At 66.1% G+C, this 24,538-nt stretch carries 24 protein-coding genes; 15 read left to right on the top strand and 9 right to left on the bottom strand.

The window, feature by feature from the left end:
• Together DV709_RS06975 and DV709_RS06980 are read left to right on the top strand one after the other, a co-directional pair.
• On the top strand, nucleotides 1–873 hold the full coding sequence (locus DV709_RS06975; protein WP_117592967.1) for a DUF7093 family protein: 873 nt from the start codon (nucleotides 1–3) through the stop codon (nucleotides 871–873).
• A gap of 126 nt (nucleotides 874–999) precedes the next feature.
• Complete coding sequence (locus DV709_RS06980; RefSeq protein WP_117592970.1) at nucleotides 1,000–1,383, top strand: DUF5611 family protein; 384 nt, start codon at nucleotides 1,000–1,002, stop codon at nucleotides 1,381–1,383.
• A gap of 328 nt (nucleotides 1,384–1,711) precedes the next feature.
• On the opposite strand, the gene DV709_RS06985 is transcribed toward DV709_RS06980, so the two are convergent.
• Nucleotides 1,712–2,449, bottom strand: coding sequence for an SDR family NAD(P)-dependent oxidoreductase (locus DV709_RS06985; protein ID WP_117592972.1), 738 nt, complete (start codon nucleotides 2,447–2,449; stop codon nucleotides 1,712–1,714).
• A gap of 167 nt (nucleotides 2,450–2,616) precedes the next feature.
• Here DV709_RS06985 and DV709_RS06990 point away from each other — a divergent pair, with 167 nt between their 5' ends.
• The 4 genes from DV709_RS06990 to DV709_RS07005 all read left to right on the top strand — a co-directional run bounded on the left by DV709_RS06990 (nucleotide 2,617) and on the right by DV709_RS07005 (nucleotide 6,613).
• The gene (locus tag DV709_RS06990) at nucleotides 2,617–3,072 is read left to right on the top strand and encodes a universal stress protein (protein WP_117592975.1); all 456 of its coding nucleotides are present in this window, start codon (nucleotides 2,617–2,619) and stop codon (nucleotides 3,070–3,072) included.
• A gap of 58 nt (nucleotides 3,073–3,130) precedes the next feature.
• Nucleotides 3,131–3,814: a TIGR00266 family protein gene (locus tag DV709_RS06995; protein WP_117592977.1), complete on the top strand. Its 684-nt coding sequence runs from the start codon at nucleotides 3,131–3,133 to the stop codon at nucleotides 3,812–3,814.
• Nucleotides 3,815–3,950: 136 nt separating this feature from the next.
• Entirely contained in the window at nucleotides 3,951–4,919 is a 969-nt protein-coding gene (locus DV709_RS07000; protein ID WP_117592979.1) for an ROK family protein, read from the top strand.
• A gap of 140 nt (nucleotides 4,920–5,059) precedes the next feature.
• Nucleotides 5,060–6,613: an LVIVD repeat-containing protein gene (locus DV709_RS07005; protein WP_117592982.1), complete on the top strand. Its 1,554-nt coding sequence runs from the start codon at nucleotides 5,060–5,062 to the stop codon at nucleotides 6,611–6,613.
• Nucleotides 6,614–6,661: 48 nt separating this feature from the next.
• Here the strand turns inward: DV709_RS07005 and DV709_RS07010 are convergent, their stop codons facing one another.
• Nucleotides 6,662–7,741: a CNNM domain-containing protein gene (locus DV709_RS07010; RefSeq protein ID WP_117592985.1), complete on the bottom strand. Its 1,080-nt coding sequence runs from the start codon at nucleotides 7,739–7,741 to the stop codon at nucleotides 6,662–6,664.
• 129 nt (nucleotides 7,742–7,870) lie between these two features.
• Between DV709_RS07010 and DV709_RS07015 the strand changes: the two genes are divergently transcribed.
• The gene (locus DV709_RS07015; protein ID WP_117592987.1) at nucleotides 7,871–8,197 is read left to right on the top strand and encodes a NifU family protein; all 327 of its coding nucleotides are present in this window, start codon (nucleotides 7,871–7,873) and stop codon (nucleotides 8,195–8,197) included.
• 185 nt (nucleotides 8,198–8,382) lie between these two features.
• On the opposite strand, the gene DV709_RS07020 is transcribed toward DV709_RS07015, so the two are convergent.
• Entirely contained in the window at nucleotides 8,383–9,783 is a 1,401-nt protein-coding gene (locus DV709_RS07020) for a DUF402 domain-containing protein (RefSeq protein ID WP_117592989.1), read from the bottom strand.
• Entirely contained in the window at nucleotides 9,780–10,154 is a 375-nt protein-coding gene (locus DV709_RS07025) for a DUF7532 family protein (RefSeq protein WP_117592991.1), read from the bottom strand. Before DV709_RS07025 ends, DV709_RS07020 begins: the two co-directional genes overlap by 4 nt.
• 120 nt (nucleotides 10,155–10,274) lie before the next feature.
• Between DV709_RS07025 and DV709_RS07030 the strand changes: the two genes are divergently transcribed.
• The 4 genes from DV709_RS07030 to DV709_RS07045 all read left to right on the top strand — a co-directional run bounded on the left by DV709_RS07030 (nucleotide 10,275) and on the right by DV709_RS07045 (nucleotide 14,805).
• Nucleotides 10,275–11,291: a PrsW family intramembrane metalloprotease gene (locus DV709_RS07030; protein ID WP_117592993.1), complete on the top strand. Its 1,017-nt coding sequence runs from the start codon at nucleotides 10,275–10,277 to the stop codon at nucleotides 11,289–11,291.
• A 95-nt stretch (nucleotides 11,292–11,386) separates the two neighbouring features.
• Nucleotides 11,387–11,569: an HVO_0416 family zinc finger protein gene (locus DV709_RS07035; RefSeq protein ID WP_117592996.1), complete on the top strand. Its 183-nt coding sequence runs from the start codon at nucleotides 11,387–11,389 to the stop codon at nucleotides 11,567–11,569.
• A 161-nt stretch (nucleotides 11,570–11,730) separates the two neighbouring features.
• On the top strand, nucleotides 11,731–13,581 hold the full coding sequence (locus tag DV709_RS07040; RefSeq protein WP_117592999.1) for a UvrD-helicase domain-containing protein: 1,851 nt from the start codon (nucleotides 11,731–11,733) through the stop codon (nucleotides 13,579–13,581).
• A gap of 3 nt (nucleotides 13,582–13,584) precedes the next feature.
• On the top strand, nucleotides 13,585–14,805 hold the full coding sequence (locus tag DV709_RS07045) for a M24 family metallopeptidase (protein ID WP_117593002.1): 1,221 nt from the start codon (nucleotides 13,585–13,587) through the stop codon (nucleotides 14,803–14,805).
• Nucleotides 14,806–14,811: 6 nt separating this feature from the next.
• Here DV709_RS07045 and DV709_RS07050 read toward each other — a convergent pair whose 3' ends face one another.
• On the bottom strand, nucleotides 14,812–15,072 hold the full coding sequence (locus DV709_RS07050) for a DUF7533 family protein (protein ID WP_117593006.1): 261 nt from the start codon (nucleotides 15,070–15,072) through the stop codon (nucleotides 14,812–14,814).
• Nucleotides 15,073–15,192: 120 nt separating this feature from the next.
• On the opposite strand from DV709_RS07050, the gene DV709_RS07055 reads away from it, so the two are divergent.
• A complete protein-coding gene (locus DV709_RS07055) occupies nucleotides 15,193–15,801 on the top strand; it encodes a riboflavin synthase (RefSeq protein ID WP_117593009.1) in 609 nt (202 codons plus the stop codon).
• A gap of 18 nt (nucleotides 15,802–15,819) precedes the next feature.
• Here the strand turns inward: DV709_RS07055 and DV709_RS07060 are convergent, their stop codons facing one another.
• The 3 genes from DV709_RS07060 to DV709_RS07070 all read right to left on the bottom strand — a co-directional run bounded on the left by DV709_RS07060 (nucleotide 15,820) and on the right by DV709_RS07070 (nucleotide 20,257).
• Entirely contained in the window at nucleotides 15,820–16,308 is a 489-nt protein-coding gene (locus tag DV709_RS07060) for a hypothetical protein (protein ID WP_117593012.1), read from the bottom strand.
• A gap of 467 nt (nucleotides 16,309–16,775) precedes the next feature.
• Nucleotides 16,776–18,278, bottom strand: a complete 1,503-nt coding sequence (locus tag DV709_RS07065) for a carboxypeptidase M32 (protein WP_117593015.1) — start codon at nucleotides 18,276–18,278, stop codon at nucleotides 16,776–16,778.
• A 452-nt stretch (nucleotides 18,279–18,730) separates the two neighbouring features.
• Nucleotides 18,731–20,257, bottom strand: a complete 1,527-nt coding sequence (locus DV709_RS07070; protein WP_117593019.1) for a carboxypeptidase M32 — start codon at nucleotides 20,255–20,257, stop codon at nucleotides 18,731–18,733.
• A gap of 242 nt (nucleotides 20,258–20,499) precedes the next feature.
• On the opposite strand from DV709_RS07070, the gene DV709_RS07075 reads away from it, so the two are divergent.
• The 3 genes from DV709_RS07075 to DV709_RS07085 all read left to right on the top strand — a co-directional run bounded on the left by DV709_RS07075 (nucleotide 20,500) and on the right by DV709_RS07085 (nucleotide 23,280).
• Nucleotides 20,500–21,894, top strand: a complete 1,395-nt coding sequence (locus tag DV709_RS07075; protein WP_117593022.1) for an FAD-binding oxidoreductase — start codon at nucleotides 20,500–20,502, stop codon at nucleotides 21,892–21,894.
• A gap of 121 nt (nucleotides 21,895–22,015) precedes the next feature.
• Nucleotides 22,016–22,759 (top strand): DNA polymerase sliding clamp, encoded by a 744-nt coding sequence (locus DV709_RS07080; RefSeq protein ID WP_117593027.1) that lies wholly within the window; start codon nucleotides 22,016–22,018, stop codon nucleotides 22,757–22,759.
• Between the two features lie 68 nt (nucleotides 22,760–22,827).
• Complete coding sequence (locus DV709_RS07085; protein WP_117593030.1) at nucleotides 22,828–23,280, top strand: hypothetical protein; 453 nt, start codon at nucleotides 22,828–22,830, stop codon at nucleotides 23,278–23,280.
• Nucleotides 23,281–23,283: 3 nt separating this feature from the next.
• Here DV709_RS07085 and DV709_RS07090 read toward each other — a convergent pair whose 3' ends face one another.
• Nucleotides 23,284–24,435: a M20 family metallopeptidase gene (locus DV709_RS07090; RefSeq protein ID WP_117593035.1), complete on the bottom strand. Its 1,152-nt coding sequence runs from the start codon at nucleotides 24,433–24,435 to the stop codon at nucleotides 23,284–23,286.
• Nucleotides 24,436–24,538 lie beyond the last annotated feature (103 nt).

Here is a 24,538-nt window from a genome sequence, read left to right on the forward strand (position 1 = left end):
ATGGGACTCAGGTGTCTGCTCGGCCACGACTTCGGCGAACCGGAGTTAGAGCGCGAGCGGGAGGAGAACGGCGAAGAGATGGTCGTCACCATCCGCGAGGTGAAAACCTGCATCCGCTGCGGCGAGACGCGGGTCGTCAGCGAGAACAAGGAAGTTACGGCCGTCCCGGGCGCCGAATCGGCGCTCGACGACCCGGGAGCCGACGAGTTCGCCGCCGAGACGGAGCTCACCGGCGACACGATAGAGGAGCAGTTCGACGACGACGACGAGTTCGAGCCGCCGGAGAGCGCCGAGGAGGACGACGGGATCATCCTCGACGACGGAGACGACGGCCCGGAGCAGGAACCCGAGCGTCGACCGGGCGAGTGGCCCGAGGCGAACGTCGGCGACGACAGCGACGACCGGATGCCGACGGTCGAAGAGGTCGAGGCAACGAGTCAGGACGGCGCGGACGACGCGGACGCCGGGGTCGATGCGACGACCGAGACCGACGCGACGTCGTGGCCGGCGGTCGACGGCGAGGACGAAGGGTTCGACGCCGAGCCCTCCGACGGGACGTCGACGGACGTGACGTTCGGCGGCCTCGCGCCGGAGCGAAGCGACTACGACACCGAGTACGAGGGCCACGACGGCTACGACGCCGAGTTCATCGCCAACGGCGACGAGCAGCTCAACGGCGCGAACGACACCGCCGACGGGTTCACGCGCGCCGAGAGCGCGGCCGTCGAACTGGAGACCGAGAGCGGCGACGTCCCGACCGAGTACGTCTGTCCCGAGTGCGGGCTCACCCGTCCGTCGAACGGCAGTTCGCTCCGGGCGGGCGACATCTGCCCGGAGTGTCGCCGGGGCTACATCGCCGAACGCGAGCGGTAAACGAGGCTTTTTTCCAGCGGACGAGGGCGGCGACGAGCGTGACAAATAACCCGTCAGCCGCTCACACGGGTATATAGGACGGACTCGGACGAAACAAGTAAACCATCCCCTCGCAAACGGTGGCGCATGAAGCAGTACAAGATGCGACGCGGCGAGACGCTCGAGGAGAACGCGCCGGACCTCAAAGCGACCATCGAGGAGTACTTCGGACCGGTCACGGGCACCGAGGAGCACGACGGTCACGAGCTGTACGTCGTCGGCGACCCCGACAACCCGGTGTTCGAGCGAATCGTCGCCGGCGCGGCGACGTTCAGCGGGAAGAAGGACCAACTCGCCGTCCACTTCGAGGAGCGCGACGCCGCCGAGGTCATCGCCGAAGGCAACGCCGACGCCGCCCAAGACGCCGTCAGCGCCAAGAACGACTTCCTGCTCGAAGTGACGGGCCGGGACGCGAAGTCGCGCCGCGAGTCGATGAAGCGCGCGGTCGAGGACGACGCGCCCGACGTATAACGACCTTTTACTCTGCGCTCGGGCGGCGAAGCCGCCCTCGCTCGGTAAAAGCTCGACCAAAGCACAGCGTCACCCCCTCAGGCGCTTCGCGCCTTCGAGGGTTCCTCGGCCCACTCGCTCGGGCTAGCGCCCTCGCTCGTGGTAGAACCGTTGGCGACAGCCCTCCACCGCCGGTCGTCGCCCGTTGCTGTGCCGCGAAGCGACCGTAGGGAGCGAGCGGGCTGAGGAGCGAAGGGAGGCGGCGAAGCCGCCGAACTGAGCGACGAATGCTTTTGGTCGAGCTTTTGCCGAGGGCTGCCGAAGGCAGCCCGCAGCGCAAAAGGTCGTTTCAGAGCGTTTCGGGAAGCCACCCGCCGTCGACTTCGACGTTCTCGCCGCTGATGTAACCGCTGTCCTCGTGGAGGAAGAACAGCATCGCCTGCGACATGTCCTCGAACGAGGCGGGGCGGCCCCGCGGCAGTTCGTCGGGGAACTCGTCGGAGTTCTCGACGACGTACGGCGAGACGGCGTTGACCGTAATCTCGGTGTCTTGAGTGTCGGCCCCGAGCATCCGCGTGAACATCAGCACGCCCGTCTTGGCGACGAAGTACGGGAAGTTCTTCGGGTAGACGAGCGCCTTCTCGCTGCCCGCGTAGCCGACGTTGACGATGCGACCCCAGTCGGCTTCTCGCATCCCCGGGAGCGCCCGCTTCGAGCAGAGAAACGTCCCGTAGAAGTTCGTCTCGACGACGCGCTGCCAGGTGTCGAACTCGATGTCCTCCCAGTGCGAGGGCGCGAAGTCGCCGACGTTGTTGACGAGAACGTCGACGGTGCCGAGGTCCGACTCGACCGCCGAGAACAGGTCGTCGACGCCGTCGGGGTCGGTCACGTCGCCCTGTACCGTCGTCGCCGAGACGCCCCGACTTTCGGCGGCGGCGGCGACGTCTTCGGCTTCGGCGGCGCTCGAGTGATAGTGGACGGCGACGTCCGCACCGCAGTCGGCCGTCGAGAGCAGCAGTTCTCGGCCGATGCCTTTCGCGCTGCCGGTGACGAGAGCGGTACGACCCGAGAGGTCAGGAGTGAGCATACCGATACGTGGGCGGCCGCGAGCAAAAGTGTAGACCGTCGCGGAGTAATCTACATGTGTCGTGAGAACGATTGCCATCGTAGAGCGCCGCATAGCACACAAATGTTTATTCGACACCGAGTAAATCCTTCGTCACTTTTAAGTCGAGAACGTGACTACCGCTAGTCATGGCAATAGACACAGTGCTGCTGGCAGTCGGTGCCGGAGACGCAGAGCGCATCGACCGACTCGGCGAGGTCGCCGTCGACATCGCCGGACCGACCGGCGCGACGGTCGTCCTCGGACACGTCTTCACCCGACAGGAGTACGACGAGACGCTCGACAAACTGGCGTTCGACCAGACCGCCGAGGAGGTCTCGCCGGACGACGTGGCCTCGCGTCACGCGACGATACGCGACCTCACGAAGATTCTCGACGAGGCCGGCGTCGAGTACGACGTTCGCGGCGCGGTGGGCAAGCACGGGACGAGCATCGTCGACCTCGCTTCGAGCGTCGGTGCCGACCAGATTATCGTCGGCGGCCGTCAGCGCTCGCCGACCGGTAAGGCCGTGTTCGGCAGCACCGCGCAGGAAGTCATGCTGTCGGCACCGTGCCCCGTGACGTTCGTCCGCTCGGAGGACTGAGCCGACCTCGGGGCGAACGAGGCGAACACTCATTCGGCTCCGTGCGGCGCACACCCACATGGAACACGAGATCGAGTTCGCACCGTCGTTCACACTGCTGACGCTCTCGCTGGCCTCCGGTGAGACGGTCCGTACCGAAGCCGGCGCGATGGTCAGTTACGACGATGGCATCGACATCGAGACGGGTGCCGACGGCGGCCTCTTCGGGTCGCTCAAGCGGAGTCTGTTGGGCGGCGAGAGCTTCTTTCAGAACACGTTCACCGCCCGCGAAGCCGGGGAACTGTCGCTCGCGCCGCCGCTTCCCGGCGACATCGCGGACTACCGCCTCGACGGCGAGACGCTGTTCGTGCAGTCGGGGTCGTATCTCGCCTCGGGCAGAGACATCGAACTGGACACGCAGTTCGGCGGCGGCCGGTCGTTCTTCGGCGGTGAAGGACTGTTTCTGCTCCGTCTCGACGGAACCGGTCCGGCGTTTCTCTCCAGTTACGGCGCGATTCGGGAGAGAGAACTGAAAGAGGGGGAGAAGTACACCGTCGACACGGGCCACATCGTCGCGTTCGAGGCGACGACGACGTTCGACGTTCGCGCGGTCGGCGGCCTCCGTTCGACGCTGTTCAGCGGCGAGGGGCTGGTCTGCGAGTTCGAGGGTCCCGGTCGGGTGTGGACCCAAACCCGGAGTCCGGACGCGCTGCTCACGTGGCTGATTCCGAAGCTGCCGACGAACACTGCAAGTAGTAACTAAGCTCCGAGTACGGTGTTATTCGGTACCGCTAGACGTTCGTTAGGGAGCCCCTACGGGCAGATTAAGCGACATAACCGCTGCCATCTGACGTATCGAATCTGTGCAGTTAAGTGGCGGGACGGTGGTTGTGAGTACAATGGCCTACTACGTGGGCGTCGACCTCGGTGCGACGAACGTCCGAGCGGTCGTCGCCGACGACGACGGAACCATCATCGGAAACACGAAACACGGGACGCCGCGCGGCCCGACCGGTATCGCGGTGACCGAAGAGGTGCTCAGCGTCGTCCGCGAGGCCTGCGACGAGGCAGGCGTCGCCCCGACCGACGCCGTCGCCGCGGGCATCGGCTCCATCGGCCCGCTGGACCTCGCCGAGGGCGCGATAGAGCAGCCGGCGAACCTGCCGGACACCATCGACCGCATCCCGCTCACGGGCCCGCTGTCGAAACTGCTGGACACCGACGAGATTTACCTCCACAACGACACGAACGCGGGCGTCATCGGCGAGCGCTTCTACTCGGACCGCAACCCCGACGACATGGTGTATCTCACCATCTCCTCGGGCATCGGCGCGGGCGTCTGCGTCGACGGCGAGGTGCTCAGCGGGTGGGACGGCAACGCGGGCGAGGTCGGCCACATGACCATCGACCCGCACGGTTTCCGCACCTGCGGGTGCGGCCACGACGGTCACTGGGAGGCGTACTGCTCCGGCAACAACATCCCGCGGTACGCGGAGGAACTCCACGCGGAGGACCCCGTCGAGACGGCGCTGCCGGTCGAGGACCCCGACTTCTCCGCCATCGACGTGTTCGAGCACGCGGGCGAGGACGAGTTCGCCGACTACATCGTCGACCAGGTCGGTCACTGGAACGCGATGGGCGTCGCCAACACCATCCACGCCTACGCGCCGCTCGTCGTCTTCATCGGCGGCGCGGTGGCGCTGAACAACCCCGACCTCATCTTAGAGCCCATCCGCCGGAAGATGGACGAGATGGTGTTCATCAACGTCCCCGACATCCAGCTGACGACGCTCGGCGACGACGTCGTAGTCCGCGGGGCGCTCGCGAGCGCGATGACCGGCGGGACGGGCGACCGCACTCGTTTCTAAGGGTACCTTCGCTCGGCCTCCGAAGGCGGGACGGTCAGCTGGACGAGACGAGCGACTGAACGAGACGGGCGACTAGGCGAGACGGTCCCGCACTGGGACGGAGACGCGTCGCTTATTCGCCTGCACGTACAGCACCACCTATGCGCAGACGTGACGTGCTGCGCGGAAGCGCCGCCGCGCTCGGACTCTCGGCCGCACCGGCGCTGACGACGAGTCGCGCCGACGCGCATCCGGGACCGTACCGCCCGTACGGGTTCGTCGACGTCAGGGGTGCGAAAGAGGCCGTCGTCGCGCCCGACGGACAGACCGCGTTCGTCGCCGCCAGCGGCGGGTATGCCGTCGTCGACGTGTCGGTCGCCGACCGCCCGGAACTGCTCGCCGAGCGTCGAGAACTCCTCTCGGACCGAGAGGGCGGTCCGCTGCGTCAGGTGTGGGACGTGAAACACGACGCCGCCAACGAGCGACTCCTCGCCGTCGGACCCGCCAACAGCATCCCGGGCGCGCTCTCGGGACTGCTCGTCGAAGACGTCTCTGACCCGCGGGAGCCGGAGACGCTGGCCTTCTTCGAGACCGACTACCCGATACACAACTGCTACGTCAGCGGCGGCTACGCCTACCTCACCGCCAACGAGTACGACCGAAACCCGCTCGTCGTCGTCGACCTCCGAGGCGACGACCCACGGGAGGTCGGCCGGTGGTCGCTCCTGGACGAGGACGCCGCGTGGGGCGACGTCTCGGCGGGTCGCCGGACCGTCCACGACGTGTGGGTACAGGACGGTGTCGCCTACCTCGCTCACTGGGACGCCGGAACGTGGCTGCTCGACGTTTCGGACCCGACGACCCCGGAGACGATCGGACCGCTCGAAGGCGCTTCACCGTCCGAACTCGCCGTCTCCGGCGGACAGAGCGCCCGGCGGGAGTCGACCGTGCCGCCGGGTAACGACCACTACGTGGCGACGAACGAGGACGGGACGCTGCTCGGCGTCGGCAAGGAGTCGTGGGCCGAGCGCGCGGGCGAGGGGGACGGCGACGACGAACTGGTCGGCGGCCCCGGCGGCGTCGAACTGTGGGACGTCGCCGACCCGCAGAGCCCACAGAAGCTGTCGACTATCGACCCGCCGCCGACGCCGGACCCGACGTACGGCGGCGTCTGGACCACCGCACACAACTTCGAACTCCGCGACGACCGACTGTACACCTCGTGGTACCGCGGCGGCGTCAAGCGCCACGACGTCACCGACCCGCGGAACCCGGAGGAACTCGCGTGGTGGCGCGAACCGGAGCGAGCGAGTTTCTGGACCGCTCGCCTCGCCGTCCCCGGGGAGACGTTCGTCGCCAGTAGCATGGGCACCGACGACGCGACCGGGCGACTGTACGTCTTCCCCGACCACGCGGGTCAGCAGACGAACCCGCCGTCGCTCGGCGGCAGCCAGTCGGACGGCGTCGACGTGTTGACACCGACACCGAACCCGGAGTCGAGAGCGGGTGCGAGCGACTCCGGGACGCCAGCGAGCGCCGGCGACAGTGACGGCGACGCCGACGACTCGTCGGCTATCGTCGCACCCGGTTTCGGCGTCGGCACCGCGGTGACGGCGCTCGGCGTCGGCGCGTGGTGGTCGAAGCGACAGACGGGAGCCGCCGAAGCGAGTGACGGGGCCGCCGGAGCGGGTGACGGGAGTCGCCGGGGCGAGTGACGGGAGTCGCCGGAGCGAGTGACGGGAGGACGTGTCGACGACAGCGCGTTAGGAACTCGCTTCGACGTCGGCGTCGGCCTTCCGGTCGGTCGGGTCGCGCATCTCGCCCATCACCTCTTCGAGCGCGTCGGTCGCGGTGAGCAGCCCGACGACTTCGCCGTCCTCCTCGACGAGCGCCAGTTCCTGCTCTGCCTCCTGGAATCGGTCTATCGCCTCGCTCACCGTCGTCCCCGCGTCGAGCGTCAGCGGCGGCGCGGCGATGTCCTCGAACGTCATCTCGCCCGACGAGAGGTCGTCGTAGGCGTTGACGACCGTCGGCGCGTAGACGATGCCGCGGAAGTCCGAAAGCGACTCGCCGGTGAGCGGGAACCGCGTGTGCGGGTTCGCCTCGACGACCGCGAGGTTCTCCTCGACCGAGAACTCCGTCGAGAGCACGGCCGTGTCGTCGACGTCGACCATCACCTCGGAGATCGGCTGTTCGCCGACTTCGAGCGCGTTCATCACCTCTTCGCGGCGTTCCTCGGAGAGGTCGCCCGCTTCGAGAATCGACGCCATCTGCCGGCGGAGGTCGGCGCGACTCTCGACCGTGTCCTCTTCGGCCTCGGTCCACGAGCGAGTCAGTTCGACGCCGAACAGCCGGAGCGTCCACTTGGCGACGCCGTCGCCCAGTTTGATGATGGGGTAGATGGACATCGCGAAGTAGTACAGCGGCGTCGCGCCGTACTTACAGACCCACTTGCTGCGTTCGACGCCGAGGTACGTCGGCGTCTGCTCGCCGTGGGTGAGGTGGACGAGGTTGATGATGAGGAACGCGAGAATCGCGCCCGCGCTGATCGAGGCGAGGAACGTCCCTTCGATGTACGGCTCGAAGATGGCCGCCAGCGCCGGTTCGGCGACGATACCGACCGCGATGCTCGTCGCGGTGATACCGACCTGACAGCTCGTGAGGTAGATTTCGAGGCGGTCGGTCATGTCCCACGCTCGTTCGAGCGCCTTCGAACCCTGGAACTCGGACTCGGGGAACTGTCGGACTCGCGTGAGCGCGAACTCGATGGCGACGAAGAAACCGTTCGCCAGAATGAGTAAGAGCCCGGCAATCAACCGGAGCGCGATGACGGGAGCTTCCATGTACCCACACTGTTCGCGATGCAGGGACAAAACAAGCGGGGGCGAAACGGCGTTCGGTCCCGATTATTCACCCGCAATCGCCCGTATCGAACCACAACATACGCATAGGTGGGGGCACAAGAGTCGTCAATGAGCGACGAGACCCTCAAAGAGCAAATCGAGAACTGGATGGTCGGCCAGATGCCCATCATCCAGATGCACGGCGGGACGAGCGTCGTGCGCGAAGCGAACCCGGAGACGGGCGAAGTCGTCGTCGAACTCGGCGGGACTTGCTCGGGGTGCGGCATCAGCAACGTCACCGCGACGAACATCAAAGCCGACCTCATCCGCGACTTCGAGGACGTCCGCGACGTGACGGTGAAGGTCCCGAGCACCGGCGACCAGGGCAGTAGCACGGTCGAAGGTGGTCGCGGCGGGGAGCTGCAGTTCTCCAACGAGTCGGCCGAGCACTTCTGAGCCTCGTAAACGCTCTGGTCTCACGACAAGGTCTCCGTTCGCTGCCCCTCGCCTTTTTCAGGGATGACGGCGCCAACTGGCCGCGTGCGCTGACCGCCGCGCGAAGTCGGCCGACGCGGGAGCACGGAGCACCGCTTCGCGTCCGAAGACGGCCATCCGTCGACGCTCCGTCTGTTCGCCAGTTCTCAGAGCGCCCGCTCTAACGACGACGCGACCCGCCGCGTCTTCTCGGCCAACGTCTCCGAGAGATGACCCGCTTCGACGGCCGCGTCGAGTTCGTCGTCGTCGACGCGTTCGACGCTCCCGTCCGGGTGTTTCACCACGTCGACGTGCAGGTCGACGTAGCGAATCTCGCCGGGGAAGCACTCGACGGGGGTGCAGATGTTGACGTACGTTCCCTTCCGCTCGCCGTCGGCGCCGCGGTAGACCGTCGGATACCACCAGCGGCCCTCCCGGAACTTCGTGAGCGCCGTGTCGCCGCGCTCGCGTTTCGTGCCGAGCGCGTCGTACCGGCCGCCGCCGGACATCGTCCGTTCGACGGCGACCGTCCCCCGCTCGTCGCGTTCTACCACCTCGCCCGACCCGAGCGTGACGAGCCGACCGTCCGGTTTGCCGTGGCCGATACGGACCGAGTCGCCTTCGGCGGGGCCGAACTGGTCGGCGACCACGCCGAACGGGAACTCGCCGTCGCCGTCGTCGAACGTGCAGAGCGCCTCCGCGAGGTCGACGCCCGCACTCGCCGCGTTCGCCGCGGCCTTCGTCCGGTGGTGGCCCGGCATCGTCGTCGACACCTCGCGCCGTAGGTCGTCGAGCGCGAACCGCGACTCGCGGCCGAACCAGACCCACGCGCCCGCGGCGGGAACGACGACGCCGGGGTCGCCGACGGGCTCCGAGAGCGCCGCGTCCATCTCCCGTGCACGGTCGCTCGCGCCGTCGAGCGCGTCGCCGAGCGCGGTCATGTCCGCCTCCGTCGCGCTGTGTCGCCAGCGGATACCCCACCCGTCGGGAACGTCCGGGTCCAACAGGTCGGTCATCCCGACCAGTTCCCGCCCGGCCTCGTCGTCGTGGGTCGCCACCGTCGTCCCCTCCTGTCCGGGGACGAGCGTCACGAGACCGTCGTGGGCGCGAATATCGGTGTCCAACTGCGGCCGGTCGTCGCTCCACGGCGGCGTCGACGAAGACACTTGGACGCGGAGCGCGTCGCCGGATTCGACGTGGTCGTCGGCGTTGCGGTAGGGAAGGTAGCCGTCGGTCCCGCCGAGATCGACGACGGCACCGCCGCCGAGCGTCTCGCTCACCCGTCCGTCGAACACCGCGCCCTCGGGTGCCGGGTCGTCCCACGCGAACGCGTCGATACCGACGCCGCGGAGTCGGTCGCGAGCGCGGTCGACCGCCGCCGCGTCGCCGGTGACGCCGACGCCCTGTCGGTCGTTCGTCGTCTCGACCGCGACGTCGTGGGTCTCGGCGTCGAACGACTCGTCGAAGCGTCGCCGAATGGGTCCCGACGCCTGTACCACGTCGTCGCCGGCGTCGAGGAACAATCGAGTCAGCGCCGTCGTGTATATACCGCGGACGCGAACGTTCATAGTGCGTCGGCGTCGCGGGCGAACCGCACCCGGTCGTGAACCGTCGGTCCGAGCGTCAGTTCGACCACGTCGTCGGAGAGGATTCGTCCGCCCTCTATGGGAACGCCCCACGAGTCGAACTGGAGGTAGCCGCGCATGCTCGCACCGTGGGTGTAGAGGTCGACGTGGTCGACGACGTGTCGCTGAACGTCGTCGCTGCTGTGGGCCAGCTCCATGTCGGAGTAGAACGCCTCGGCTTCGTCGAAGAACGTCGACAGGGCGTCGGCGTCGTTTGCGACCGTCTCCGCGACGAGGTCCGACGCCTCCCGAATCCGGTCGGTGTCGAGACCGACCTCTCGGAGCGCCGCCTGTGTGCGCGAGTCGAAGTGCATACCGGACGTTGGGCGGGAGGGGTTTTCAGCGTACCTCGTCGGCGGTTCCGCCGAACGCGGACCGTCTCGGTCGGTCCGAGGAGGCCCAAAAGATTTGATGATTCCGGGTGACATAGCCGTATGACGAACGAACGGGACCCTATCGAACGGGCGTCGGCGGGGTCGCTCGACCTCTACGACGTGTCGACGTGGGAGGAACGCAGCTCTCTCGACGGTCTCTCCGTCGCGATCTGGAACCTCGCGACGACGGTGTTTCGCGTCGCCATCGTCCTCGTCGCGCTGTTGTTGCTCGTCGGTATCGGAGGACTCACGATGTTTTCGACGCCGGAGGTGGGAGTACTCACCGCCCTCTCAGTGATACCTGCCCTCGCGTTGGCCGGTTACGTGTACTACTCGGACGTGACCAGTAACGAACCGCTTTCGTTGCTGGTCGCGACGTTCCTGCTCGGGGTGCTGACGGCGAACTTCGCGGCGCTCGTCAATAGCGTCTTGAACCCGTACTTCCAGCTGCTCCCCATCGTGGGGTCGGTGCTGTTTTTCTTCCTCGTCGTCGGTCCCGTCGAGGAGACGGTGAAACTGCTCGCGGTACGGCTGTACGCCTACCGGAGCGACCGGTTCAACGCCGTCATCGACGGCGCGGTGTACGGGGCGATGGCCGGACTCGGCTTCGCGACCATCGAGAACGCGCTGTACATCACGCAGGGCGTCGAACCGGCCCAGTTGGAGTTCGGTCTCGAACTCATCGGCGTCGGCGGCGAAATAACGGCCGTCAGAGCGCTCGCCGGCCCCGGACACGTCATCTACTCGGCGTTCGCGGGCTACTATCTCGGTCTCGCGAAGTTCAACAGCGAGAACGGCGGTCCGATAATCGTCAAGGGGTTGCTCATCGCGGCGTTCATCCACGCGACGTACAACACCACCGTCGGTGTCGGGTCGGGACTCGTCTGGCTGTTCATGCAGACGGTCGTTCCGTTCAGCGTACCGCAACTGGTCGCCTACCTCGGATACGTCATCCTCTACGACGGCTTCTTCGGGTACCTGCTCTACCGCAAGATCAAGCGGTACCGGAACACCTACTGGGCGGTTCACGACGACGAAACCGTCCGCGACGAGAGCGCCGTCAAGAAATCGACGTAATCGACGGATAGAGCGCGTCTTAGCGCGCTTCGACGACGGAGGCGCACCGACCCACCCACAAAGAATATGTACTGTCATGCCATAGCACGACCTGTATGGCATCCGCACCCAGCGACGACGTATTCGACCAGTTCTTAGCCGACCGTGGTCACGAGACGGAACCGCAACGCTGGGACCGATCCTATAACAAGAAGCAGTGTCCGGAGTGCGGAGCGCTCCACGACGACACCGAAGACGCCGTAACGTGTGCCGTCTGCGGATGGGACCCCTACGCCTGAGTTCGGTTCCCCGCCGTTTTTTGCGCACGACTCTCTCCCCCGAGCGTCAGCGGTGCGACCCGACGGAGGTCGAAGACCGGTCGAGAACCGTTCGAGGACCGCGTTCACGCCGCCGAGAGAAGCCACGTGGTTTATCACACCGTAGGGCGTGAAACGGGATAATGGCTGAGACAGCGCCCACCGTCACCCGACTGTTCGGTGGCCCGGGCAGCGGGAAAACCACCGCTCTCCTCAATCGCGTCGAAGAGTTGCTCGAAGAAGACGACGTGGAGTTCCGCGACATCCTCGTCGTCTCCTACACCCGTGCAGCGGCACAGGAGGTCAGGGACCGCCTCGCCGAGCGTCTCGATATCTCGCCCCGTGCGCTCCAGGGCAACGTCTGTACGATGCACGCGAAGGCGTACGAACTGCTCAACCTCTCGCGCGGCGACGTCGTCGGCGAGAAGAACAAACAGGAGTTCTGCGAGGAGTTCGGCCTCGAATACGAGGACGAGTACGGCGGGAAGGGCCGCCGAACCGCGCGTTCGACGACCATCGGGAACAAGGTCATCGCCACGAGTCAGTGGCTCCAACGAACTCAGCGCGACGTCGCCGACTGGTACGACGTTCCATTCCAGTGGAACGTCGAGAAAGTCCGGCTCCCGCCCGAGATAGACCCCAACGCCCAGGAGGGTAACAAGTACACGCCGACGTGGCCCTCCTCGGACGACCGCGTCGACATCCCCGAGGCGATTCGTGCGTGGCGCAACTACAAGGGGCAGAACGGGCTCGTCGGCTTCGCCGACATGCTCCAGCGGGTGAAACAGCGCTCGCTGCTCCCGAGCGTCGACTACCTCGTCATCGACGAGTTCCAGGACATCACGACGCTGCAGTACGAGGTGTACGAGGAGTGGAAACCGCATATGAAACGCGTGCTCATCGCCGGCGACGACGACCAGGTCGTCTACGCGTGGCAGGGCGCCGACCCCAACCTCCTCCTCGACGCCGAGCGCGACGAGGACGAGGTGCTTCCGAACTCCTACCGTCTCCCCTCTCGCATCCTCAACGTCGTCAACCGCGAGATTCGACACATCGACAAGCGTCAGGAGAAAGACCTCAAACCGAGAAAGGAGGGCGGCGTCGTCGAAGCCGTCGAGAGCCCGTCGATGCTCAACCTCGTCCGCAACGTCCGCTACACGGTCCAAGAGGACGACGGCGACATCATGCTCCTGTTCCGGGCGCGCTACCAGATGTTCCAGTTCATCGACGACTTCATCAAAGAGGGCATCCCGTTCAGCGTGCTCACCGACCAGCGGATGTGGACCGACCGCCTCACCCAGTACGTCCGCGCCGTCGAGCGCATGGAGAACGAGGAACCCATCACCGGGTTGCAGGCGCGCCGGCTCGCCGACATGCTGCAGGAGTCGGCGTTCGGGTCGAACGACCGCGACGACCTCTACGACCTCGTCGACGAGTACGAGGAGGAGAGCGAGACCGACGACCTCGCCGAGATCGAGATTCCGATCGACGAGATCAAGAACTTCGCACCGTTCCTCCCCGACTCGGCCTCCGCGAGCGACATGGTCCGGAAGGTGACGAGCTTCCAGCGGAAATCCATCAAGGCGTACTTCGAGGGGAAGTACGCGGGGATGGACCCCAACCGCGTCCGTATCGGCACCATCCACTCCGCGAAGGGTCGCGAAGCCGACCACGTGTTCGTCGCCACCGACCTCACCGAGAAGGTCGTCGAGCAGATGGCCGCCACCGTCGAGCAGGAAGGCATCGAAATCGACGGCGTCGACGAGTTCACGAAGACGACGAGTCCGGTTCCGGTGCTCACGAACAACGAGCGCCGCGTGTTCTACGTCGGGATGAGCCGCGCGCGCGAGCGGCTCGTCCTCCTCGAGAATCTCGTCGACGGCGCGCCGACGCTCCCCATCAGCGTCCTCCTGCACAACGAACTCCGCGACGAACCCGTCGAGGAGATGCTGGAGCAGGCCCAGGAACCGCCGGCGCCGGAACCCGAACCGTAGGCGATGGCCGACGAATCGGAGGCGAGCGGCGGAGGAGCGCAGAACCCGGCCGCGTCGTGGCCGGAGCGACCCAGTACCGACTACGGGTTTCTGGAACGGGCGCTCGGCGACGCTTCCGCCGACGCGTTCGTCCACGTCGGCGACCGCTTCGACGACGATATGCGGTATCTCACCCGGTTTTCGGGACCGGACCGCGACTTCGCGTTCGTCTTCGTCGGCGACACCGCGGGCGGAGACGCCACGTCCACGCTCTGCGCGCCCGCCCTCTTCGAAGCGCAGGCGAAGAGGGAGTTCCCCGGTGACGAGGTGCGGATGGAGAACGTCGATGACCCGGCGGGCGAACGCGCTCGCGCCCTGCTCGACGAGGCGCTCGGCGGCGACGGCACCGTCCTCGTCCCGCAGGGGGTTCCGCACGACGCCGCGCTCTACCTCGAACGCGCGGGCTACGAACTCCGGTCGACGAGCGCCGTCGACGACGCGCGAGCGGTGAAGACCGAGTCGGAGTTGGACTGTCTCCGCCGCGTCCAGCGGGCGACGGCCCGCGGGATGGCTCGGGCGGAGACGATTCTCGCGGAATCGACCGCCGACGGCGACGAGCTCCTGTGGGAGGGCGGGCCGCTGTCGACGGAGCGCCTGCGTCGACAGGTGAACGTCACCCTGGCCGCCTACGGCGTCCGCGACGCGGGCAACACGGTTATCGGCGCGGGGCCGTCGTGTGCGGACCTACACTTCACCGGTACCGACGGCATCGCGCCGGGCGAGACGGTGCTCTTGGACATCTCGCCGCGCGGCCCGCACGGCTACTACGGCGACCTGACGCGGACGTTCGTCGTCGACGGCGACGGCGGGTGGGAGCGCCGCGCCTACGTCGCCGTCGAGGCCGCACAGAACGCGGCGTTCGACGAACTCGACGCGGGTGCGGGCGTCGCCGCGAGCACGGTCCACGAGGAGGCCGCCGCCGAGATCGCCGCCTACGGTTTCTCGGTCGGCGAGGAGCCCGGATTCACCCACGGCACGGGTCACGGCGTCGGCGTCAGTCTCCACGAAGCGCCGTCGTTGCGGGCGGACGCGCCGCTGGAGGCCGGGATGGTCGTCACGGTGGAACCGGGCGTCTACGACTCCTCGCAGGGCGGCGTCCGCATCGAGGACCTGGTCGTGGTGACGGAGGACGGCTACGAGGTTCTCGCGGCGTATCCGACGGGTATCGTCCCGCAGGAACGCTGAGACACGCTACTCCTCCTTCTCGCGCGTTTCGTTCTTCTCGGGGTTTTTGACCGCCGAGCCGACGGCCTTCTCGGCGGCTTTGCCGGGGATGTCGTCGGGCGTCGTGACGTAGCGCGGGACGAGCACCATCGCCGCGGCGACGGCCAAGAGGGCGACGCCGAACAGCGTCTCGCCGCTCGCGAGTTGCTCGATACCGTAAATCGCCACCGGGATGGCGAAGACGAGCGTCGCCGCCAGTCCGATAGTGTCCAAGATTCCGAGCGCCATTGCTCGCTGTATCCGGCGCGGGGAGAAAAGGGCGACGAGTGCGACCCGGTCGAACCCGCCGTCACTTGCGCCCCGTGACCGAACACAACGCTTTCACGCCGTTGCCGCCAATTCGGGCGCATGTTCACCGGAATCGTCGAGCGCACGGGCGAAGTGACGGCAGTCGAAGACGCCGAGGGCGGGCGTCGCCTCCGAATCAGCGCGCCGGAGTTCGACGACCTGCACCACGGCCAGTCCATCAGCGTCAGCGGCGTCTGTCTCACCGTCGAGGAGTTCGAGAACGCGGACGAGGACGCCTGGTTCTCGGTGTTTCTCGCCGCGGAGACGGTCGACAAAACGTATCTGGGCGAAATCGGGGAGGGCGACGTGGTAAACCTCGAACGCGCACTCGCCGCGGACGGCCGATTCGACGGCCACGTCGTGCAGGGCCACGTCGACGCGACGACCGAAGTGACAGGGATCGAGCGCGTCGGTGACGACTGGCGCTTCGAGTTCGCGATGCCCGAGGGGTTGGCGCAGTACGTCGTCTCAAAGGGGTCGATAACGCTCGACGGGATTAGTCTGACCGTGGCGGAGCGGACGCCGGAGTCCGTTGCAGTTGCGATTATCCCGACGACGTACGAGGTGACGACGCTCTCGGAGAAAGACGTTGGAGATTCTGTTCACGTCGAAGTCGACGTGGTGGCGAAGTACGTGGAGAGCATGCTGGAAGGGTATCGGCCGGAGTAGGGTCGGAGAAGGCGAGTTCTACGCCAGTTGGTGTTTTTGCTTCCACTTGGTGACTGCTGCGTAGAAGAAGAGACAGAGGGCCGAGATGACTCCAATCAGGGCTGCAAGAATCCTCACCGGATAGAAGTAGAACGCAGAGGCCAGGCAGATAAGACCAGATGCAAGGAACGTCTCCACGCCGTATTCTAGTCCGAAGAGAAACAGCGAGAGCGCGACTCCGGCGAACGTGAGCATGAGAAGCGTATAGACCACATTGAAGCTCGAAAACGTGAGGACGCTAATCACGAGAGCGCAAACGAAGATAATCGGTGCGAAGTACTTCCCCGCAGATTTACCATCGCCCGGTCTGATGGCGGCAAATACGGATATCAGGAGGAGTAGAATCAGAGCGAGAGTGAGTGTGAGCGAATGCGAGGAGACGGCGAGCGCAGTTGCCGAACCGATTGCAAAGAGAACTCCGACGACTCGGATGACGATTTGGGCCTTTCTGTCGAGTGAATTAGTCATCTGTTGCAACCCCGAGAAATCCAATTTGTGCCTCCTGCTTCAGACATCATCGTTGTCGGAACAGTTAGCTCAACTGTCTATAGTTACTCGGTAACTACCTCGTGCAAGTTCGGTGATAACTGGTGGGTACTTCTCGCAAACCGACTATCAGACGTGTTTTTGGACGAGTCGAAGCCGACTGCCGGGCGCACCGAGATGACCGCACCGCCACCGCCCGCCTCAGTCCTCCCCAACCTCGCGGTCGGCACGAGCACCGACCGCACCCTCGCACGAAGAACGGCGCGGACAGAACCGCGCCGTGGCGCGCGCCGGAGGGTGGCTCCGTCCACCCGATAGATGTGCGAGGGATGAGCGAACGAAGTGAGCGAATCGGCTGGGGAGGACGTGGCTGTCTCGGTGCGCCCGGCTACCGCGTCGTCACTGAGTTCCGAAGCCAACGACGAAAACCGAACCAACGAGGAAAACGACTACAACCCGTACAGTTCCTCGAACTTCTCGGTCACGTATTCGGTGAAGTACTCCGCCGTCAACGGCTCGCCCGTCGCTTCTTCGACCAACTCGTCCGTCGGATAACGCTTGCCGTGACTGTGGACGTTCTCGGTGAGCCACTCCCAAAGCGGCGCGAACTCGCCATCACGAATCATCCCGTCCACGTCGTCGAACTCCTCTCGGATGGCCGCGTCCAACTGTGCGGCGAACACGCTCCCGATGGTGTAGTTCTGGAACGACGCGAACCAACTCGACCAGTGGATGTCCTGTAGGCAACCCTCCGCATCGCTGTCGGGGCGGATGCCGAGGTACTCCTCGAACGTGTCGCCCCACACCTCGGGAACTTCCTCGACGTCGATCTCGCCGGCGACGAGCTGGCGCTCGATTTCGAACCGGAGGATGATGTGGAGGTGGTACGTCGCCTCGTCGGCCTCGACGCGGATGAGGTTGTCCGGCTTGATGCGGTTCGCCGCGGCGTAGGCGCTCTCGGCGGTCACGTCGTCGGCGTCGGGCAGGTGGGATTTGACTTCGGGCAGGAAAAACTCCCAGAAGGCGCGGGTGCGGCCGACGTGGTTCTCCCAGTATCGGGACTGGGACTCGTGAATCCCGCTGGAGACCGACTCGCCGAGCGGCGTCGCGTACGCGTCGTCCGGGAGGCCGAGTTGGTAGGAGGCGTGACCGAACTCGTGGATAGTCGCCATCAGCGCGTCCAGCGGGTCGTCGTCGTGGTATCGCGTCGTCACGCGGGCGTCGAACTGCGTGCCGAACGTGAAGGGGTGCGCGGAGGTGTCGAGCCGCCCCCGCTCCTCGGGGTAGCCGAAGGCGTCGAGCGCCGCCTGCGAGAGCGCTTTCTGGGCGTCGTCGGGGTAGGTGCTCGTGAACGGCGTCGGGAGGTCGTCGCCGTTCTCTCGCAGGTCGTCGATGAGCGGAATCAGCGTCTCGCGGAGGTCCGAGAACACTTCCTCGACCTTCGAGAGCGGGAGGTGCGGTTCGCGGTCCTCGAACATCACCTCGAAGGGGTCGCGGTCGGGGTCGATGTGGCCGGCGCGCTCGCGGTGGAGGTCCAGAAGCGTCTGGAGGTGCGGCGCGAACGCGTCGAAGTCGTCGTTCTCCTTGGCTTCTTGCCACGCCTCGTGCGCCTCGGCCTGCGCCTTCGTGAGTTCCTCGACGAGGTCGCTCGGGACGTTCGCGGCGCGTTCGTGCTGGCGTCGAATCTCGCGGACGACGGCCGTTTGGTCGTCGTCCAGTTCGTCCTCGTCGACGGCGTCGAGCGCCTCGGCGAGGTCGTCACTCGTGAGCAGGTCGTGGTGGACCGCCGAGAGCGCGGACTGCTGTTCGGCGCGGGCGGGCGCGCCGCCCTTCGGCATCATCACGTGCTGGTCCCACATGAGGTAGCCGGAGGCGTGGTCGACGTTCGAGATGCGCTTGTACTGGCTTAGGAGGTCGTCGTACGCCTCGGCTGTCTCGTCGGAGGATGACATGGCTCGTGGTTACTTGGGAGCGACATGAACGTCCGGGCACCGGCAGTTCGTGTTTCTTCGAGTGGGTAGAGGAGTCGGTGGATGTGCACTCTGTCGCTTTCGGTCGGTCGAGGCGCAGACGACTGCTGCCGAGTCACAACGAGACGACCGCACCGCCACCGCTGACCTCAGACCTCCCCAACCTCGCAGTCGGCACGAGCGCCGACTGCTCCCTCGCGCATTCGTCGGGCGGACGGAGCCGCCTTCCGGCGCGCGCCAGAGCGCCGTTTTATCGGCGCGACTACTCGTGCGAGGGGCGACAGAGCGAGCGCGGAGCGCGAGCGAAGGAGTCGGTTGGGGAGGGTGAGGCGTCTCGGTGCGCCCGGCTACCGTGCGGTCGCCACTGCGTTCGATGTGGTGCGAAAGCTCACACGAACGACTCCGAGAAAAGAGACGAAACTCCCGAACCCGACTTACGCCGAATCGAGGTCGTACAGTTCGCCGTACTTCTCGGTCACGTAGTCGAGGAAGTAGTCGGCGACGAAGTCCTCGCCCGTCGCCTCGACGACGAGGTCGTTCGTCTCGTAGCGCTGGCCGTGGCTGTGGACGTTCGCCGTGAGCCACTCGTGGAGGTCGTCGAACTCGCCGTCCCGAATCTGTCCTTCGAGGTCGTCGATATCCTCTTCAGGGGCCGCAAACAGCTGCGCGGCCATCACGCTGCCGAGCGAGTACGTCGGGAAGTAACCGAAGTTGCCGTGGCTCCAGTGGATGTCCTGTAGACAGCCCTCCGAATCCGTCTCGGGCCGAATCCCCAGATACTCCTCGTACTTGTCGTTCCACGCCTCGGGAACGTCCTCCACGTCGAGTTCGCCCGAGATGAGCATCCGCTCGATTTCGAAGCGGATGATGATGTGCATGTGATAGGTAAGCTCGTCTGCCTCGACGCGAATCAGGTTGTCCTCGTACACCTGGTTGGCGGCCTCGTACGCCTCCTCGACGGTGACGTCCTCGGACTGCGGGAAGTGCTCTTGGAACGTCGGGAGGAACTGCTGCCAGAACGCCTTCGAGCGGCCGACGTGGTTCTCCCAGAGCCGCGACTGCGACTCGTGGACCGAGAGGTCACGCGCCTCGCCGAGCGGCGTGCCGTACGCCTCGTCCGGCAGGCCGTGGGTGTACGTCGCGTGACCGAACTCGTGGATAGTCGAGAAGACGGCCCCGAGCGGGTCGGACTCGTCGAAGCGCGTCGTCACGCGAGCGTCGAACATCGTCCCCGTCGAGAACGGGTGCGGCGCGACGTCGATGCGGCCGCGTTCCCACGGGTAGCCGAGCGTGTCGAGCGTATCGCGCGACAGTTCCATCTGCTCGTCCTCGTCGAACGTGCCCGCGAAGGCGTCCGTCGCCAAATCGGTCTCCGACTCGCGGATCTCCTCGATCATCGGAACGAGCGTCTCGCGGACCTCGTCGAGAATCGCCTCGGCCTGTTCGAGCGGGAGGTACGGCTCGAACTCCGCGAACAGCACCTCGTAGGGGTCCTTGTCGGGGTCGATGTGCTCGGCGTACTCGCGCTTGAGTTCGACGTGTCGCTCCAGAAGCGGGGCGAACTTCGAGAAGTCGTTCTCGGCTTTCGCCTCCTTCCAGGCGGGCAGCGCCTCCGAGGAGGTCTCCGAGATCTCCTGGACGAGTTCGGTCGGGACGCGCGCGGCGCGTTCGAACTCGCGGCGGACCTCACGGACGACCGCCGCCTGTTCGTCGGAGAGCTCCTCGCCCTCCAACTCCTCGAGCAGTTCGCCGATGCCGTCCTCGACGAGCAGTTCGTGGCTGATCGCCGACAGCGTCGAGAGCTGCTGGGAGCGCGCGGGCGTCCCCTCGTCGGGCATCATCACCTGCTGGTCCCAGCCGAGCACGCCCGCCGCGTTCTGGACGTTCGAGATTCGTTTGACTTTCTCTACCAGTTCGCCGTACGCCTCGGGCGCGGACTCGGTGGAGGCTTCGGTTGCCATCGTCCACCCTTTCGAATCGATACTAATTAAACGGATGTTTCCGGTCGTCGGGGCCGGTTTTACTCGGCGAGCAAGAGTCGGAGTAGCGGACGTTTCGGCGTCGAAAACGGGCGCTTCCCCAGCGGCGAGAGTTTCGTCCCACGACATCTGAGCAGCGTCTGCGCTGCTTGCAGCGGTCGCCGAACTGGCAGCAGGTGACCATATAATCCCCGCCACCGCCTCTCCGCTGGGGGAGCGAGACGATGGCGACGAAACCAACGAGAGACGAAGCGGAGTACCAAACGTTAGAACAGAGCGTCCACGGCGAAGTTCTCCGACCCGGGGACGACGGGTACGACGAGGCGCGGTCGGTCTGGAACGCGATGATCGACCGAAAGCCGGCGGTCGTCGTCCGGCCGAGCGGGGCGGCCGACGTGATTACAGCAGTTGTATTCGCCCGCGACCACGGCCTCGATTTGGCCGTCAAGGGCGGCGGACACAACGTGGCGGGGAGCGCGGTCTGCGACGACGGACTCGTCATCGACCTCTCTTCGATGTCGTCGGTTCGAGTGGACCCGGCGTCGCGAACCGCCCGCGTCGGGCCGGGTGCGACGATGGCCGACCTCGACCACGAGACGCAGGCGTTCGGTTTCGCCACGCCCGGCGGCGTCATCTCGACGACCGGGGTCGCCGGGGTCACCCTCGGCGGCGGGATGGGGTGGCTCAGCCGCAAGTACGGCCTGAGTGTCGACAACCTCCGGTCGGTCGACCTCGTCACCGCCGACGGCGAGTTGGTGCGCGCGAGCGACGACGAGAACCCCGACCTCTTCTGGGCAGTCCGCGGCGGGAGCGGGAACTTCGGCGTCGTCACCTCCTTCGAGTTCGACCTCCACGAGGTCGGTCCCGAGGTTCTCTTCGGGCCGGTGGTCTACGCCTACGACGACGCACCCGACGTGCTCGCACACTACAACAGATTCGCCGCCGACGCACCGCGCGAGTGCAGCGTGTGGGTGAACAGCGCGGCGGCGCCGCCGCTGGAGTTCCTCCCGGAGGACGTTCACGGAACGACGGTGCTGATACTGCTGGCGTTCTACGCCGGCGACCTCGACGCGGGCGAAGCGGCGCTCGAACCGCTCCGCGAGTACGGCGACCCCATCGCCGACGTCGTCGCACCGATGCCCTACGCGGCGGCCCAGCGCACCTTCGACGACCTCTACGCGCCGGGCGCGCGGAACTACTGGAAGGCGGCCAACTTCACGGACCTCACCGACCGCACGATACACACTATGGTCGAGTACGCCGGTCGCTTCCCGACGCCGCAGTCCGAGATTCTCGTCCACCAGGTCGGCGGCGCGGTCAACGACGTCGCCTCGGAGGCGACCGCCTACCCGCACCGAGACGCCGAGTTCGTCGTGAACGTCGCCGCTCGCTGGGAGGAGCCGTCGCGGGACGACGAGTGCGTCGCGTGGGTGCGGGAGTGTCACGACGCGCTCGCCGAGGAGGCGACCGACGGAACGTACGTCAACTTCGAGGGCGACAGCGAGGGCCGCGAACGCAACGCCTACGGCGGGAACTACGACCGCCTCGTCGAGGCGAAAACCGAGTACGACCCGGGGAACGTCTTCCGGTCGACGCAGAACGTGAAACCGGCGGGGTAGGAGCGTACGCGACGCGGGACGGGCGTGTCTCCGTGCCGCAGGCGTCGTCGCGTCCCTCGAACCACGTCCACTTTCACTCCGCCTGGCTCGCGTTTATGACTCCCAGTTGAGACGATAACGTATGTTCACTGCAGTCGCCAGCGCGGACACGCTCTCGAAGACGCTCGACCCCGTCGGCACTCTCGTCGACGAGTGTCGGATTCACCTCGACGCCGAGGGCTTGCGAATCTCGGCGATGGACCCCGCGACGGTCGGCGTGGTCGAACTCGCCCTCGACCGGGAGGCCTTCGAGTCCTACGAGGCCGACGGCGGTGTCGTCGGTGTCGACGTGGAGCGACTCGATAGCGTAGTCGGGATGGCGAACTCGGACGACCTTGTCCACCTCGAACTCGACGAGGAGACGCGACAACTCCGGATTCGAGTCGGCGGCTTGGAGTACACACTCGCGCTCGTCGACCCCGACGCGATTCGAGCGGAACCGGACCTCGACGCACTCGAACTGCCAGCCAGCGCCGTCGTGGAGGGACGGCAGTTCGACCAAGCGATACGAGCCGCCGAGATGGTCTCGACGCACGTCGCCGTCGGCGTCGACGAAAGTGGCGAAAATCTGTACGTGGACGCGGAGGGCGATGTGGATACGGTCCACTACGAACTGGACGACGACGACCTCGTAGACCTCGAAGTTGCCCCGGCGCACTCGCTGTTCTCACTCGACTATCTCGCCGATATGAATCGCGTCGTTCCCACGGACGCGGAACTGACGCTCGAACTCGGTGAGGAGTACCCGATGCGACTGAGTTACGTCTACGCCGACGGCAGTGGGGAGGTGCTGTACTTCCTCGCGCCGCGGATACAGAGTCGGTGAGTGTCTGCTTGTCCGATTAACCTTCTGTACCAAATCGCACATAGTGGGTCGGAGTATCGGTCGAAGCGATGGACGCGACAGCGAGCAGGCAGGCGAGATTCGTCGGGTTGTTCGTCGGCGACGAGCCGAGGCAAATGGGTCGGTGGCTCCTGATTACGCTTGGACTCTCGGCTCTCATCGTCGGAACCGTCGCCGTCACCGGACCGCGTTCGATACTGCTGACGATATCCCATCCCCTCTTCGTGATACCGGTTTCCCCGGCCGTAGGTTCGCTTCTGACGGTCGGCTGGATAACGATAGCCGCCGTTCCCGGTTACTACGGTGATGGCCTCGTCGCGAGTTGGTTACTCTTGTTCTGCTTACTCGTCTCCGGGCCGCTCGCAGACGAGGTGTTGTTCTTCTCTATGATGGAGGGCTCAAAGGTCTTTGTCACCGCTACTGCCGTCACCACCTCCGTCATCCTCGGCACCGTCGGCTACTTCGTCGGAAGAGCCGTCCGCCGACACCGAGCGCTCGACTGACCGCTACACCGACTCCGCCGCGTTCCGGTAGATGCGGTAACAGCGCTCCAGCACGTCGATGCCGACGCTCTCGGATTTCGTGTGCGCCTCGCCCGGTTCCGACGCGCCGCAAATCACACAAGTCACACCCGCCTGCGCCAGCCACCCGGCGTCCGTCGCGTGCGGCTTCGTCACCAACTCCGGTTCACCGTCCTGCGCATCTATCGCCGCCTGCAGAACGGTGTCTGCGAACGCCTCGTCGTCGCAGTTCATCGGCGGCAGGTCCTGGTCGACGGTCCACTCGACGCCCTCTATCTGCTCGACGCGCTCCAACTCGGCGCGGACGCCGGGGACGGTTCGCTCGTCGACGGTAATCTCGCACTCGTCGGGGATGACGTTCCACGCCGTTCCGCCGTCGATTCCGGTGACGGCGACGGTTCCGCGCAGGTTCTCGCCGAACACGTCGACTTCGGGGAACTCCAGTTCCCGGACGACGTCGATGGCGTCCGAGGCGCGGTAGATGGCGTTCTCGCCCGCCTCGGGTTCGCTGGCGTGCGCCGCCGACCCGCGGGCGACGATAGTGCTCGCGCGGCGGCCCTTGTGCGCGACCACCACGTCGGTGACGCCCGGTTTCGAGTAGTTCGTCGAGCCCTCGGCGACGATGGCGTAGTCGGGGGCGAATCCGTTTTCGATGGCCGTCCGCGCGCCAGTCCCGCCGATCTCCTCGCCGACGAAGCTCGCGAAGACGAGTTCGCAACTCGGGTCGGCGTCGCGGAACGCGAGCATCGACGCCGCCACCGCGCCCTTCATGTCCGCGGACCCGCGACCGTACAGGCGACCGTCGCGCACGTCGACGACGTACTCCTCGCCGTCGAGTTGCGACGGTGCGGGCGGGACCACGTCGTGGTGGCCGACGAGCGCCAGCGAGGGCGCGTCGTCGACGCGCTTTCCGCTCTCGTCGCTCGGTCCCTTGCGGGCGATGACGTTGCCCGCGCTGTCGCGGGTTACGTTTCCGTCGGTGTGTTCGTGGAGCCAGTCCTCGATAGCGTCGCCCGCGGCGGCTTCGTCCTCGTGGCTCGGTATCGAGACGAGTTGCCGCGTCAGCGTCGTCACGTCGGCCGCGTCGTCCACGTCGGCCGCGTCGTCCACGTCGGCCGCGTCGTTTACGTCGTCCATGTCGTGCGGTAGCGGGTGACGATACAATAAGGGAGCGTGTGCCGGCAAAGCGACGCTCGCGCCCGGACGTTGTAAGAACCAGCATCGCCACTAACTGACTGCT

This window comes from Haloprofundus halophilus (assembly GCF_003439925.1).
In the GTDB taxonomy this organism is placed as follows: domain Archaea; phylum Halobacteriota; class Halobacteria; order Halobacteriales; family Haloferacaceae; genus Haloprofundus; species Haloprofundus halophilus.

Bases quoted from the DNA above. Each gene is read 5' to 3' on its own strand.
- DV709_RS07070 (WP_117593019.1), bottom strand. From the start codon at position 20,257: ATGGCAACCGAAGCCTCCACCGAGTCCGCGCCCGAGGCGTACGGCGAA.
- DV709_RS07010 (WP_117592985.1), bottom strand. From the start codon at position 7,741: ATGGAAGCTCCCGTCATCGCGCTCCGGTTGATTGCCGGGCTCTTACTC.
- DV709_RS07090 (WP_117593035.1), bottom strand. From the start codon at position 24,435: ATGGACGACGTAAACGACGCGGCCGACGTGGACGACGCGGCCGACGTG.
- DV709_RS07080 (WP_117593027.1), top strand. From the start codon at position 22,016: ATGTTCACTGCAGTCGCCAGCGCGGACACGCTCTCGAAGACGCTCGAC.
- DV709_RS07085 (WP_117593030.1), top strand. From the start codon at position 22,828: ATGGACGCGACAGCGAGCAGGCAGGCGAGATTCGTCGGGTTGTTCGTC.
- DV709_RS07040 (WP_117592999.1), top strand. From the start codon at position 11,731: ATGGCTGAGACAGCGCCCACCGTCACCCGACTGTTCGGTGGCCCGGGC.
- DV709_RS06985 (WP_117592972.1), bottom strand. From the start codon at position 2,449: ATGCTCACTCCTGACCTCTCGGGTCGTACCGCTCTCGTCACCGGCAGC.
- DV709_RS07050 (WP_117593006.1), bottom strand. From the start codon at position 15,072: ATGGCGCTCGGAATCTTGGACACTATCGGACTGGCGGCGACGCTCGTC.
- DV709_RS06980 (WP_117592970.1), top strand. From the start codon at position 1,000: ATGAAGCAGTACAAGATGCGACGCGGCGAGACGCTCGAGGAGAACGCG.
- DV709_RS07005 (WP_117592982.1), top strand. From the start codon at position 5,060: ATGCGCAGACGTGACGTGCTGCGCGGAAGCGCCGCCGCGCTCGGACTC.
- DV709_RS07055 (WP_117593009.1), top strand. From the start codon at position 15,193: ATGTTCACCGGAATCGTCGAGCGCACGGGCGAAGTGACGGCAGTCGAA.
- DV709_RS07060 (WP_117593012.1), bottom strand. From the start codon at position 16,308: ATGACTAATTCACTCGACAGAAAGGCCCAAATCGTCATCCGAGTCGTC.
- DV709_RS07025 (WP_117592991.1), bottom strand. From the start codon at position 10,154: ATGCACTTCGACTCGCGCACACAGGCGGCGCTCCGAGAGGTCGGTCTC.
- DV709_RS06995 (WP_117592977.1), top strand. From the start codon at position 3,131: ATGGAACACGAGATCGAGTTCGCACCGTCGTTCACACTGCTGACGCTC.
- DV709_RS06975 (WP_117592967.1), top strand. From the start codon at position 1: ATGGGACTCAGGTGTCTGCTCGGCCACGACTTCGGCGAACCGGAGTTA.
- DV709_RS07035 (WP_117592996.1), top strand. From the start codon at position 11,387: ATGGCATCCGCACCCAGCGACGACGTATTCGACCAGTTCTTAGCCGAC.
- DV709_RS07000 (WP_117592979.1), top strand. From the start codon at position 3,951: ATGGCCTACTACGTGGGCGTCGACCTCGGTGCGACGAACGTCCGAGCG.
- DV709_RS07015 (WP_117592987.1), top strand. From the start codon at position 7,871: ATGAGCGACGAGACCCTCAAAGAGCAAATCGAGAACTGGATGGTCGGC.
- DV709_RS07045 (WP_117593002.1), top strand. From the start codon at position 13,585: ATGGCCGACGAATCGGAGGCGAGCGGCGGAGGAGCGCAGAACCCGGCC.
- DV709_RS07030 (WP_117592993.1), top strand. From the start codon at position 10,275: ATGACGAACGAACGGGACCCTATCGAACGGGCGTCGGCGGGGTCGCTC.
- DV709_RS06990 (WP_117592975.1), top strand. From the start codon at position 2,617: ATGGCAATAGACACAGTGCTGCTGGCAGTCGGTGCCGGAGACGCAGAG.
- DV709_RS07020 (WP_117592989.1), bottom strand. From the start codon at position 9,783: ATGAACGTTCGCGTCCGCGGTATATACACGACGGCGCTGACTCGATTG.
- DV709_RS07065 (WP_117593015.1), bottom strand. From the start codon at position 18,278: ATGTCATCCTCCGACGAGACAGCCGAGGCGTACGACGACCTCCTAAGC.
- DV709_RS07075 (WP_117593022.1), top strand. From the start codon at position 20,500: ATGGCGACGAAACCAACGAGAGACGAAGCGGAGTACCAAACGTTAGAA.